Source organism: Neobacillus sp. WH10, assembly GCF_030123405.1.
Classification (GTDB): domain Bacteria; phylum Bacillota; class Bacilli; order Bacillales; family Cytobacillaceae; genus Neobacillus.
In genome coordinates, this window is the sequence record NZ_CP126110.1 from 5044187 (window position 1) to 5057329 (window position 13143).

14 protein-coding genes and 1 pseudogene are annotated in these 13143 nt (G+C 35.3%); 3 read left to right on the top strand and 12 right to left on the bottom strand.

What is annotated here, in order from left to right; translation table 11 throughout:
• Nucleotides 1–12 precede the first annotated feature (12 nt).
• From QNH20_RS24350 to QNH20_RS24385, 8 genes and pseudogenes are all read right to left on the bottom strand, one after another.
• Entirely contained in the window at nucleotides 13–1116 is a 1104-nt protein-coding gene (locus QNH20_RS24350; RefSeq protein WP_283923497.1) for a threonine synthase, read from the bottom strand.
• 73 nt (nucleotides 1117–1189) lie between these two features.
• Nucleotides 1190–1564, bottom strand: coding sequence for a RidA family protein (locus tag QNH20_RS24355; protein WP_283920506.1), 375 nt, complete (start codon nucleotides 1562–1564; stop codon nucleotides 1190–1192).
• A gap of 10 nt (nucleotides 1565–1574) precedes the next feature.
• On the bottom strand, nucleotides 1575–2225 hold the full coding sequence (locus tag QNH20_RS24360) for a helix-turn-helix transcriptional regulator (protein ID WP_283920507.1): 651 nt from the start codon (nucleotides 2223–2225) through the stop codon (nucleotides 1575–1577).
• 167 nt (nucleotides 2226–2392) lie between these two features.
• Entirely contained in the window at nucleotides 2393–2731 is a 339-nt protein-coding gene (locus tag QNH20_RS24365; protein ID WP_283920508.1) for a YolD-like family protein, read from the bottom strand.
• A gap of 205 nt (nucleotides 2732–2936) precedes the next feature.
• On the bottom strand, nucleotides 2937–3449 hold the full coding sequence (locus tag QNH20_RS24370) for a YfiT family bacillithiol transferase (RefSeq protein ID WP_283920509.1): 513 nt from the start codon (nucleotides 3447–3449) through the stop codon (nucleotides 2937–2939).
• Between the two features lie 64 nt (nucleotides 3450–3513).
• Entirely contained in the window at nucleotides 3514–3795 is a 282-nt protein-coding gene (locus QNH20_RS24375; RefSeq protein ID WP_283920510.1) for a hypothetical protein, read from the bottom strand.
• 179 nt (nucleotides 3796–3974) lie between these two features.
• A pseudogene (locus QNH20_RS24380) lies at nucleotides 3975–4512 on the bottom strand (GNAT family N-acetyltransferase).
• A 135-nt stretch (nucleotides 4513–4647) separates the two neighbouring features.
• Entirely contained in the window at nucleotides 4648–4971 is a 324-nt protein-coding gene (locus QNH20_RS24385) for a hypothetical protein (RefSeq protein WP_283920511.1), read from the bottom strand.
• Between the two features lie 236 nt (nucleotides 4972–5207).
• Here QNH20_RS24385 and QNH20_RS24390 point away from each other — a divergent pair, with 236 nt between their 5' ends.
• Complete coding sequence (locus tag QNH20_RS24390; protein ID WP_283920512.1) at nucleotides 5208–5603, top strand: acetylglutamate kinase; 396 nt, start codon at nucleotides 5208–5210, stop codon at nucleotides 5601–5603.
• A 655-nt stretch (nucleotides 5604–6258) separates the two neighbouring features.
• On the opposite strand, the gene QNH20_RS24395 is transcribed toward QNH20_RS24390, so the two are convergent.
• Both QNH20_RS24395 and QNH20_RS24400 read right to left on the bottom strand, forming a co-directional pair.
• On the bottom strand, nucleotides 6259–6900 hold the full coding sequence (locus QNH20_RS24395) for a pyridoxamine 5'-phosphate oxidase family protein (RefSeq protein ID WP_283920513.1): 642 nt from the start codon (nucleotides 6898–6900) through the stop codon (nucleotides 6259–6261).
• A gap of 390 nt (nucleotides 6901–7290) precedes the next feature.
• A complete protein-coding gene (locus QNH20_RS24400; protein WP_283920514.1) occupies nucleotides 7291–8400 on the bottom strand; it encodes a lactonase family protein in 1110 nt (369 codons plus the stop codon).
• A gap of 407 nt (nucleotides 8401–8807) precedes the next feature.
• Here QNH20_RS24400 and QNH20_RS24405 point away from each other — a divergent pair, with 407 nt between their 5' ends.
• Nucleotides 8808–9224, top strand: a complete 417-nt coding sequence (locus QNH20_RS24405) for a VOC family protein (protein ID WP_283920515.1) — start codon at nucleotides 8808–8810, stop codon at nucleotides 9222–9224.
• 1663 nt (nucleotides 9225–10887) lie between these two features.
• On the opposite strand, the gene QNH20_RS24410 is transcribed toward QNH20_RS24405, so the two are convergent.
• Together QNH20_RS24410 and QNH20_RS24415 are read right to left on the bottom strand one after the other, a co-directional pair.
• A complete protein-coding gene (locus QNH20_RS24410; protein WP_283920516.1) occupies nucleotides 10888–11085 on the bottom strand; it encodes a hypothetical protein in 198 nt (65 codons plus the stop codon).
• Between the two features lie 4 nt (nucleotides 11086–11089).
• Nucleotides 11090–12199 (bottom strand): glycosyl hydrolase family 18 protein, encoded by a 1110-nt coding sequence (locus QNH20_RS24415; RefSeq protein WP_283920517.1) that lies wholly within the window; start codon nucleotides 12197–12199, stop codon nucleotides 11090–11092.
• Nucleotides 12200–12621: 422 nt separating this feature from the next.
• On the opposite strand from QNH20_RS24415, the gene QNH20_RS24420 reads away from it, so the two are divergent.
• Entirely contained in the window at nucleotides 12622–13080 is a 459-nt protein-coding gene (locus QNH20_RS24420) for a GNAT family N-acetyltransferase (protein WP_283920518.1), read from the top strand.
• Nucleotides 13081–13143: the final 63 nt, after the last annotated feature.

Sequence of the window (13143 nt, forward strand, 5' to 3'; positions counted from 1 at the left end):
CTTATATCGCAGTTATTTTGATTTAATTCCTGCACCACAAAGAGGTATTATAATTCTTTCATCTGGTGCCTTTTTATATTTTAAGTAACCTGCATAGTTAGCCGCTGTTGTCACTTCAACATAGAAACCTTTATCAGCAAGCATTGCCCGTGCACTCAGAATTTCATCTTCTTTAATGTCAATAAATATACCATTTGTTTTACGTACAGCTTCTAAAATTTGTTTTGAACGTGCTGGAGCTGCAATTGCAATGCCTTCTGCTAAAGTACCTTTATTCGTAACAGGTTCTGCTGTTGCTTCTCCATTTTCGTAAGCACTTACAAGAGGGGCACAGTTTGCTGCTTGGATTGTAATAATTTTCGGAACTTTTTCTATTAATCTGTTATCAAATAACTCTTTGAAACCATAGTATGCACCAAGTAAAAGTGTACCATTACCAACTGGGATGATTAATGAATCTGGCACTCCTTTTAATTGTTCGTAAATTTCATAAGCGTACGTTTTAGTTCCTTCATAGAAGTAAGGATTATACACATGACTTGCATAAAAAACTTTTTCTTCATCTACTGCTTTTTGTGCCGCAGCTGCAATGTCCTCTCGCGTGCCTTTAATTTCTTTAATCGTTGCACCATGTGCTTTTACTTGAGCAATCTTTTTCGGTGATGTTTCATCACTTAGATAAATTTCGCATGCAATGTTACAACGTGCTGCATATGCTGCAATCGCCGTTCCTGCATTACCACTACTATCAGCAATAACTTTTGATACCCCTAATTCTTTAGCCTTCGCCATTAAAACAGCGGCTCCCCGATCTTTAAATGATAATGTAGGCATCATATATTCAACTTTTACATACGTATTTGGCTCTTCTGGATCTAGAACGATTAAAGGAGATTGACCTTCACCCATTGTAATAGATTCCCACGTCTTAGAATCTTTTGCGAATGGCATTGTTTCAAAATAACGCCATAAAGAATTTGGATAGTTATTCCAAGCAGCAACATCAATTTTGGGTGTATCTTTAACTAAATTTAATACTCCGCCACATTCACACTTCCATAAAGTTGGTGTAATATCATGCTTTTTCCCACAACTGATACAAATATATTGTTCCATCATTTATCCACCCCTTAAAATAATTTCTTATATAAAATATATTTTTTTATACAAAAAGGGTAAAAAAATATAACTAAATATATGCAATAGCCTCAATTTCAATTTTGAAACCAAAATGTAATTCATTTGTTGGTACCACAGTACGTGCTGGTTTATACTCACCGAAGAATTCTTTATAGACAGCATCTACTTTGTCCCATAATTTCACATTTGGAATGTATAATGTCATACGTAATATTTGCTCTTTTTTACTTCCTGCTGCCTCTAAAATCATTTCCACATTTTTTAGTGCTTGTAATGTCTCTTCTTCAATTGTGCCATATTTCTTTTGACGTGTTATTGGATCAATTGCAAACTGCCCTGATACATAGACTATATTATTATGAACTGTTGCCAGAGCATAATGACCATTTGATTTTAAATTTCCTACTTCAAAAATGCTCTTCATTGAATTCTCCCTAATTAGATTTATTTTTTATTTCATCCAAATAACTATAAACTGTTACTTTGGAAATACCTAATAAAGCCGCGACCTTCTCAACAGATCCTTTCATTAAGAAAATGCCTTTTTCATCCATAAATCGAATTAATTCAATCTTTTCATGACGTTTCATGACTGGATGTACACTGTTTTGAATAATTTGTTGAATCAGTTGATCAACTATTCCCTCAACATTTTCAATAGCTGCTTCTGATTTTTCTACGTTCTCTTGAACCACAACTTGCGTTGAGAAGAAGGTATTCATAAATTGCTGCATTTGATTCAGTCCTTCAACATCAAAATTTATGCAGAAAGCACCAATAACATTTTGCTTGGAATCACGAATCAATGAAGTGGAAGAACGAATCGTACGCTTGTCTTCTGTTACAAAAGTATAACCTGCTAGGTAATCTTCTTTAAAATCTTGTGATAGTAATACAGTCTTCACTAGGTGATCAAATGATTGACCAATTTTTCTTCCTGTTACATGGTTATTTACTGTAAACATTACAGATGCTTGAGGGTTAGTCAAATCATGAATTACCACTTCACAGTTACGTCCAAACATTTTTGCAGTAGATTTTGCTATAGGGATAAAACTCTCTAATACTTTCTTATTTTCTTCCATGTCTAGTTACCTCAATTATTTTAAAAAGTCATTACTACCATATACTTATTTCTATAAAATAAATAATATATAGACTTTTTTATATAATATTAATCCATTTTCTCTTTATTTAAAAGTGATATATAAAATAATTTCTTGGTCAAAAAGAAGAATAGGTTTATTTCCACTTAATTAACGACCTTTACTTCGACCACACTATCGAATGCCAATTGTTCAAATTCACCAGGTTTTACTTCAATACGCAGCTCATGATTAATAGGATCCACGTAATGAACTCGGCCTTTAAAGTCGTAAATAAATCCGTTATCCCATATCGTTACTTTAACCGCATGGTCGTATTCCATCGCATAAGTTATACGCAGGTCGAACTCCTCCGCCTCATGTTCGTCAATGATTGGCTTCTTTATCCTCTCAGTATCGCGCCAAAAATCCCGCTGCATCTTTGCTTGTTCGGGCTGGATATAAGCCGCAGTCCATTTGATTTTACCTCTGTCTCGTATCGCCATAACAATCACCTCAGTATCATTATAAACGAACGAACGTTCTTTATGTATATAAAATGAAAGACCACTTTTGCAGTGGTCTCTAGTTTTCTTTTTTAATTAAAGCATCCTTTAATGGAGCAACAACTATTTTTAAATTCGGTGTGATTATGTACAAATAAGTCTTCTATTAAACTTTTTTTAAAAAAATATATAGTAAATTATCTCATTACCACCCTAATCGAAGAGAAGTAATATGTGCAACATGATGTCGCCCATGCCAAGCATAGATCCCAATATTTATGCTTAGCTTAACAACACCTGATTCTGGGTGTTGGAAAGTCCTCCCTAGTTCATCTTCTTTCATTGAACGTAATAGACAAACCCATCTACTATGTAAAGCTTCTATTAGTTTTAATGAAACGTCGACTGGTAACTTCGAATCAGGGAGCTCAGCCCAATTCCGTTCCTCATACAGTTTAATGGTAGGATTGTTTTCTGTGAGGGCCAACTTAAAACGAGTGTAGCTATTTAAATGGCTGTCTGCAATGTGATGGACCACTTGACGAATGGTCCATCCTTCAGAACGATAAGCTGTATCTAACTGTTCATCACTTAAACCCTTCACAGCTTCTTTTAATTCAAATGGAAGTTCTTCAATCTCATTTATCCACCTCTCTAATACTTCAGTTGTGGGATCTCCTTCATGATCAAACTTTCCAATAGGATAACGCAAATCCATTCAAACCACTCATTTCTATAATTTCTAATGGAATTATATATTTGTTACAATACACACACTTATATTATTTTAGGGCAATATCTTTAAATTCTTTAAACATTGCTAATTCCTTTGTTAAAGAATCCTTCATTTTCATCCCGCATTTCTCACTACATAAAGCAAATATACCATCAGTTCCTTGTAATTTTGCTTCAGACTCTCTCGCTGTTACAATCATCGGGACGCTTGTGTTCCGAGTACTTAAACCGATCTGAATAATATTACCTTCACTTTCGGTATAATCTATACCTTCCGCAAACTTAACACTTAACCCAAATACTGGCTTGTTATTACTAATTTTTTTCATACACCAGGCACATCTTAGCATATAGTCACCCTTCTATTTCCTGAATTTTTTAATAAAGTTTTTACCATTAATTCAATAATCATTTTTACACTTAAAACTATATGTTAATGAGGGAAAACCCCTGTTACTTTAAGTATAATTCCTCACAAACGTTCTTTGAAGAAGCACTTACTTTTCAATCAACCTAATACCCAATCGGTGACCTTGATCCTCCAAATCATATGATCGAATCCTATGTCCCAATAATCCTTTAACAAATAATTAGGGTCTCCAAATTTCTTTTTCCAGATTTTTTGTGCACTAATCTACACAAAATTCTTCTATACCTTTATTCTGTAAAGTAATATACATTGTATTCAATAACAAATTCCCTACCCCCATTCTCTGGTAGTCAGGATGAACAAATACAGTACCTACCTCAATTAGCTCTTTGAAAGCGTTGCTTGTACATTTACATATGAGATCACTAGCTGGGCCATATTCAATTGAACCAATAATTTTATAGCCATCTAAAGCAATCAAAAAATATCTTTTCTCACCATTGCTTTCAAAATCACTTTCTAAGTATTTTTCCTTAATTTCTACTTCATCATTAATATCATTCAACCTCTCACCTAAACCTTCTTTAATAAACGTATCAGTAATCACAATTCTAAAAAATGAATTTAACTCTTTTATGTCTTCGATTCTTGGCCTTCTTATCTCCACTTTAAGCACCCCAAAACTCCTCCTCACTCCTATTCACTCCAACACCGTAATTCAGTTAAGTCCCCGAAAGCTAAAGATCGAATTTTAGTAGCTGATCACTAAAATTAAAAAGAAAACTTCAAGTAAGTTAAATAGTATAGATTTCTATAAAGTATATTTTTCTTTCTTTTCTACAAAGTCTTCTTCACTTATTTCACTCTTATTTGTATCCAAAAGAGACTGAAATGCTTTGAATAGTTCTTGGATTTCTTCCTGTTCATTAATTAATTTCATACTTTTTTGGTATTCATCTTCATCCTTATATCTAGAAATCTCTATCCACTTTGTAACATCGTCCTTGCTATTTAGATAAATTGTATGAAAATCTAAATACCTACTATAGATTTCTAATGCTTTTTCCTGTATCCCTAAATACTCATCTACTTTATCTTTCTGAATATGATACTGATAAACTTTAACAAACATCATTTTCTCCCCCAAATCCAAATTCCTAATTATTATCAACCTTTCATTTTTTGAACTCAAGCATCCGTTACTTCAATAAGGAAATAATCTGGATCGTATTAACAACCGATTCTTTTTTTGATTTGTTTGAATAAACGATTAGCCACGTATACTGGACAAGATTGACGATCAATAGCATTGCTTTTAATTTACCTGATTTAGACTTTAATACTGCACGTCTTCTCCGGAACGCTACAGATATGGGAAATTTACTAAAGCCTTACTATGGAAATAAAATAGCCGCAAAGTTCAGCAGCTTAATAAGGGAGCACCTGGTAATTGCTGCGGAAATTGTCAAAGCCGCAAAAGCAGGCAATCAAAAAGCTGTAGCAGCTTTAGAGAGAAAATGGTACGCAAATGGAGAAGAAATTGCCGAATTCCTAAATAGAATAAATCCTTTTATACCACTAAATGAATTCAGAGAAATGTTTTTCGAGCATTTGGCACTTACTACAAAGGAAGCAGTATTTATACTTCAAGGAGATTTTAAATCAAGTATTGCTGTGTTTGATAAAATTGAGTTGGAAGCTTTACAAATGGCGGATACAATAACGAATGGGATTATGGAACAATTCCCCAAAAAGTTTCATATATAAGAGTTGCTGATTGGACTAAAAGATAAAAAATGGCGCTATTTCAGAGCCTTTTTTATTTTTTTTTGTGATTTCAGATTGAACTAAACCGTCCGTTAGAGTCGTTGGATCTGATGGCGATGAGGGGATATGACAGAAAAATAACAAAAGAGTTGTTTTTTGAAAAGAAGACATACAAGCTTTTTCAACTAATAACACTCATATACTGTGCGAATGAACTGATATATATCGTATGTCTATCAAGTTGGATCATGAAATACGGGGTAGAGGCATACCGCCTTGATATTATACTGGTTAGTTCCCTTAATATCATGTTGTCCATTTCTTCGCTGGTGACCTTCTTCTTTATCCATCAGGCTGTGAACGAAATAACTCCGGTCAAAAAAATTGCTATAGCAAAGCCAAGAAGAAAATTACTTTCTATATCATCTTACTGGACTTCCTTTCATTTTGAACGGGCTTACTTTTATTTTAGCACCCATAAGCGGTAGCGGGAGTATTGAATTTTAATTAAACGTTTAGTTAAAAATGCACCTATGTCAATTTTGAGACTAGGGGAAAGCTAGTCTCTCATTTTTTACCCTTGTAATGCGATAAGCTCTCTATTAAACGGGTGAAAGCTACTTTAATTGAAAGTCTCACCTCTCCTGTCACTTATTTAATAAAGTCGACTTTTATAGCCTTCTTGTAAATCCTTTGCTACTTGATCAGCAGTAACATTGGGTATTTTAGAGTGAGCCACCAACATTTGAGGAACTGAGGGAAGATTCTCTTTTGTTAACCATGAATCCGGGTTCCATAATTCTGATCGAATGAAAGCTTTAGCACAATGTGCAAAGCACTCCTCTACCTCTACTAAAATACCAAATAAAGGGACTCGACCATTTACTGTGTTCATTGCTAGAAGCTCTGGATCACGACAAATATAAGCTTTCCCATTTATTCTTAATGTTTCTCCTAAACCAGGTATGAAAAATAGAAGCCCGATATTAGGGTTGGTAATAATGTTTTCGGCGGAGTCCATTCTTCGATTTCCTGGTCGTTCTGGAATAAACAAATGCTGGTCATCAAGAACTGTCACAAACCCAGGGGAATCTCCTCTTGGTGAAACATCACATTGCCCTTCCGAATTAGAAGTTGACAAGGACAAAAATGGTGACTTAGAAATAAAGTCTCTGCAATGCTGGTCGATAAAAGAAATTACTTTATTAGCGGCTCTTTGACTTGGTTGCCCAATAAATGAACGGAACTCTTCAAATTCTTCTTTTGTTGAGATAATCTCTTTAAACTTAATACTCATCTTATCACCTTTAAATAATGGAATATAAACCCATTATACAACATAAAAAATTGTACTACTTAAAATATTAGAATTTTTTCGAAGTTTATAGGTATAAGTAAACAAACTTTTGCTGCTTATCAATATTATAAGAACCTTTAACCATTGACTATACCTAATATTATTTTAAATTCTTTATGCTTTTCTTTTTTGATTAATATAAAAAGTAAAAAACCGGAAGATTTATTGATACTTAAATAAAGACACTGATGATTCGATTATTTGATCCAAAACCTTAATTCAACCTGATTCGTAACTTGAATAAGGAAAAGGGAGAACCTTCATTATTGAAGAATCGCTCCCGTTCGTGAAAGAAATCAGTTACTTATACCTGCAATTTTGTAACTAGAATTAAAGAACAGCTAACCCTTGCGATCCTAAATAAGGAAAGTTAGTCCAAGCAGCAACCTGCAATCTAACCAAACTTCCATCATCTTGGATATTAAATACGGAGACTGTACCCTGATTTCCGTTTAGGGTGTAAAAATGCCGTCCATCTTTACTCACTCCAACATCCATCGGCAGACCAGGAGCTGTGCCTTTGGGTGTACTGGTGATATGCATGACAACCGATAAAGCTCCACTTCGATCGATTAGGTAAGTGGAGATGGTACCGCTTAAGGTGTTGGTAATATATGCAAAACGTTCATCCCTCGTAGTTACAACCCAACAAGCGGTCTGATATCCGTTCGGTATAGAACCGCTGATTACATGAAGGGTACCGTCGCTTCTCATTGAATAGGATGACAGCGCATTTGCAACTGCTTCCGTAACTAAGAGGATTCCTGAGGATAGAAAATAAGCGCCCAATGGTCCTGCACCATAAGAATCATTAACGATTGGCCTTGTAACCGTACCATTTTGATTCACATGGAATACAGTGAGATGGTTGGAAGTAAGCTCGGATACAAGGATTTTACTGCCATCTGGAGTGAAGAGAACCTGCGCCGGCTGAGCATTGAAGGTACTGAGAGAATGAGTGGATCCAGGAATAGGAGTAAGGCGTCCGTTATTATCTAGACGAAAACCAGTGATATTAGAGGCGAAATTGTTAGCCACATTCCCTACATTGGAAACATAGACAAGATTACCAAACACATCTACGCTATTAGGCTGAGCACCTCCTGATGGCTTCACATCCACGAGAACGGGTGCACCGCTGTCAGTAATGATAAAGCTGCTGATACTATGGCTGCCTGCGTTAACTGCAAGCAGGAAACGTCCATCACGCGACAAAGTTAGGGCGCCTTGTGACGCAAGAGGATCGATACCATCGTTTGCTGTTGCAGTAGAGACTTCCTTTGTACCAGTACCCCTACCATAAGTTGGGTAGGAACCCGTAAAGGTAAGCATTCCATTCATGTCCCTGTAAAAGGCAATGATTTGATTCATTACTTCATTATTGGTCATAATGTAAACCATACTCACACTCGCACGAAAATATTTGTTCATGTTCTGCATTTTATAACTCTCCTCCTTTCATAGTTTTATATGGATGTAAATTGGTTTAACGAATTATCATCCACTTATCCTCCTTACTTGTCGTTAGTTAACTAACGATAAACATTATAGGTAGCCTTGCTAATTGTCTGTAGCTTTGGAATAAAGATTGATAGATGAAGAAGGAAGAGCATGTTTTGAAAATGATTGTTCAAAATATGCTCTTCCTATATGTGGGATTAACTTAAAGGTAAGAAAAGAATAATTGTGATGTTATGTGGCATATATATAATCTGGTTGACCTAACTATAAAGAACAAGAAACCCATATCAGTAATATTTGCACGTTAGAAGAAGAGCACACAAGTGTTACGGATATAGGTCAATACGTTTATTTCTGAATAATCATTGTTAAAAGGAGATGAGTGAATGAGGTTGAATCATTTAAATCTATGTGTTGATGATTTATCAGAAGCTAGACATTTCTTTGAAACATATTTTGATTTTCAATTTTTGGAACAAAAGGGAAAAGCTCTTGTAGTGATGAGTGATGAGAGTGGATTTATTCTCGTGTTAAGTGATCCAAAAGCATTTAAGGGGAAAAAGGATATTAGATATCCTGAAGCTTTTCATATTGGTTTTTTGGTGGATACTTCAAGTGAGGTTGATCAAGCATATGATCGTTTAGTAACTGGGGGCATTGAAATAGACAAGGAGCCTTATACAATGAGAGGAAATAGTTATGGTTTTTATTTCACAGTATTTAATGGTTTATTAATTGAAGTTTCTTGCATTGACTATAGAGATGGTAAAAAAGTTTCAAGACTCAATGACACTCATCTTTAGTAATTGCTACAAGTTATATGCCCCTTCCCAGGACTTGGGAAGGGGCTTGTTACAATAATCCCCGTTATCGGAAATAAAAAAAAGGTTCTTCGATTGAAGATCCTTTTTTGCTTCTTATTTAACTAACTCACCCGTTAGCCATTCGTAAACACTGGCGATTTCATTTTTTAAATTCCTCAGCATACTACAAATGAGGAATCTGGAGAAACCCCGCTTTTGTTATGTTCTTATTCTTCACACACGCTTGATCGGTTCTATAAAAGTTAGTTTATCATCCTTTGAAGCGACCTTCTGCCTACGGTATAGATAGTTTTGGTAAGAAAAAAGGGGTGTTACTTTTGAAAGATTTGGGAATGTCCATTTCCTATAGAGGATATTCTTAACAGACGAAGTACAAAAAAACAAAAATATTGTCGAATAATATTAGCGGTAAGCAAAAAGTCCGATCGATCACACTTAATAAGCAAGACATCGAGGTAATAAAGACCCCCTAAAAGAAGTAAAAAGTAAACCTTCTTACGAACCAATACGATATTTCTATCAAACTTCAACATACACATACATATATGTCATTAATAATCAAAATACTAAATTATAATTTTTTTGAGGTGCGAATATGTCATTTAATCATAAAAGTAAAGTGTTAGAGAAGAAAAAAAAGAAGGAAATACTTGTTCGTAGATTATATTTGCTGTTGCAACAAAACAGAAAATCGAAGACTTATAGGAAAGAATCTTAGATTACAGTTATCTTGGGTTACATTATGGCATGAATTTTACATCCAATCTCTTATAGATTGAAATTCCTGTACCACCTTAATTATGCAGTTATTTTTGCTGCACAAAGAACTAAGGGTGACAGAGCTTACGGAATAATGGCTAACAAAATGATAGCGTTAGCATCTCGGCAGAAGGGGTTCTTATTAGTGGTAAGTACTCGGGATTATGGGTTAGAAATTACATCTACGGAAAGTTCTCACATTTTCACACGCTTCTTTAATTATCCTGACCGATAGTGGAATAAGAAAAGAGCTGCCGTAGCAATCCTCTGTTTAACTCTTGCACCCGTTAATGGAACAAGTTTACCATTTACTTCTCTTTTAATCGCTCTAACCACTGTATATACCACTCTTGGGGTAACTTTACTTTAGATAAGTCCATATTCTGCAATTCTTCCAATGGATAGGAATTAGCCAAGAATAAAATAAAGAAGGTAGGTAAATGGTATGATCAAATGGATGCAGACAGAACAAGATATATATGAAAAAAAGCTTAAAAGCGTTATGAGGCGTTTAAAAATTGAAGATTTCAATTTCAATTGGAATCGTGACAGTTGTTATATTGAATTTCAATATCAGGAAAATTCGTACAGGATGGAACACTCAGTTCAAATAGCAAGAGAAAAAGGCATAATATTAAGGAACGGATTGTATTGTTTAAAAGAGCTAGTCCAATCCCTTGAGGATCTGTGTCGAATCATTGAGAGAGGAACTTATAAACTCGAGAATTGGATATCCGGATTTAACAGAAGAGATACCTGATTTTCTAGAAATAGTTTATAAAAAATATAGTCATTTTTAGATGTCAAAATAATCACTGACTTTAGCGTTCGGAACCTTTGAAGAAAACGTAGAGTAATAGATAAGAAGAAAAGGGCTTTACTCTTAATTAAAGCCCCCGTTCAATAACACCATTTCTTTTATTACAGAAATGCTGCCCCTTAGCTGAATAAGAAAAAGCCACCAAGAATTTTTGGCAGCTAGATCTTCGATTCTTGCCCTCGTTAGGTAAAATTCAAGCTTCTCAATTCCATCTAGAGCATCCCTTGTTTCAGAACCTATATTCAGGGTTAGGATGACCATTCCATCACTTTTTTACTTTTATTTTCTCGGGTATGGTCGTCCAGTACATTGGGTCTTCTAAGCCAAGTCGCCAAATCCCGATTCCCCTTAAGTTATATTTTTCTACAAGGTCTAGCTTAAACCGCAGACTGTGGCTATTCTCAAACCAGGCCTGGTGGCTATGATGTTTTTTATCTACGTAACTGAAATGAGGTGTTTGTGAACGAGAGTCCCATATAACTTTAGCTTTATATTTTGTTTTCTGGCCCATTAACATTGCATAGGAGCTATACAAGGTTTTATTTGCTGTTGTATCCCAGTCCCATCCATAACTAGCGATACCGAGTAAAATTTTTGATGGTGGTACTCCATGTTTCAAAGCATAACGAATGGTTGCTTCTGTCCAATTGACTGAAGCTGTTGACCCGGGTGTTGTTCTTGGGTTGTGCTCATCGTATGTCATAATCATTAACCTATCTGAAAATAGACCAAGCTTTTCGTAATCAAACCACGGTGACCAGGGATTAGCACGGGAATCACCTGTGTTTGCCGGGACAGAAACCGTAACCACTTTTCCATCTCGATGTAGAGCTTCAGACAATTTTTTTATCATCAGACTAAAGGACTCTCTGTCAGTCAAATACAAATTTTCCATGTCAATATTAATACCGTCATATTTAAACTGATTTATTTCATTCCGTAAGTTCTGAATGAAAACAAAGCGGTTTTTATCGTTTTGGAGTATATTACTCGCTACCTGCTTTCCCTTCTCCTCGGTTTCATAGAAGAGATTATGTACAACCATATATACCTTTAGGCGTTTTTCATGAGCACTTTGAATAACCATTTTTTTATGATCTACTGTAACTGAATCTATAAGATTGCCTGGTTGCTTATCATCAAGCTTATACCAAAAGGGTGCTATGATACTTAAATTTGTAAATTGTGAGTTAACTGTAGGTTGAGACCCTGGTAATGTTCCTTCCTGTTCTGTGTAGAAACCTAAAACCTCCCGAGGAGTTTTATTCGTACTGTAATTTTCGTCTTTTCTTTGTGACTGACTGCAGGAAGATATTAGTATAAAGACCATGCTTAAAGAAATGATGGTGAATGACCGATAACAATTTTTTGCCATAATACACCTTCTTCTAATTTGTATATTTCTTAAGTTGATTAGAAAAGTTGTAAAATATACACAAATTGACTTTCCCCCTTAATGGATCCGGAAAAAAACCACCAGAAGTTAATTTAAGTAGTTCAGTTTTTGAAGTACAAAAACGCATATAGAAGGCAAAATAGAAACAGAATTAACAACCGAATTTACATTGTAAATAATATTATAATTGGCATAAAAAACGCTCAGAGCAAAAAGTAAAAGGCAACAAAGTTAGGGCGATAAACCTTTCTCCGTCAGGGTTGATGGCATTGAACGAAAGGCAGTTGTCATTTACGAAAAATGCGATCCTTTGGGTTGTATTTTTTATTGTAAGATTTTCTTACATGATTGTTGAAAGGGTAGTGGGGTTACACTTAAGATTTAAAATGGGAGGTTTTTTTATGATGATTAAAAAAGATGATTTAACTGGAGCCGAAGTGGCTGAATTGATAAGAGAACACCTTCAGGGCATGACCTTGTATTCTCCACCGGAAAGCATCCATGCTTTAAATTTAGAAAAGCTAAGACAACCAGACATCACCTTTTGGAGCGCTTGGGAAGGCCGTGAATTGACTGGAATGGGAGCGCTAAAAGAACTTGATAGCTCCCATGGTGAGATTAAATCAATGAGAACTTCATCCTCATATCTAAGGAAGGGTGTCGCCAGGCGAATGCTCCAGCACATTCTTGGGGAAGCCATGAAGCGAGGCTATAAACGGGTCAGTTTGGAGACGGGGTCGTTGGTTGCCTTTGAACCGGCAAGAAAACTGTATGCGAATTTCGGCTTTGAATATTGTGAGCCCTTTGCAGACTACGTCGAAGACCCGAACAGCGTTTTTATGACAAAAGAGCTGGGGTAAGTTCTGTCATGAACTTATCCTTTTTCTCTCTAATCAAAGATCCTCGGAAGACATTGTAATTCC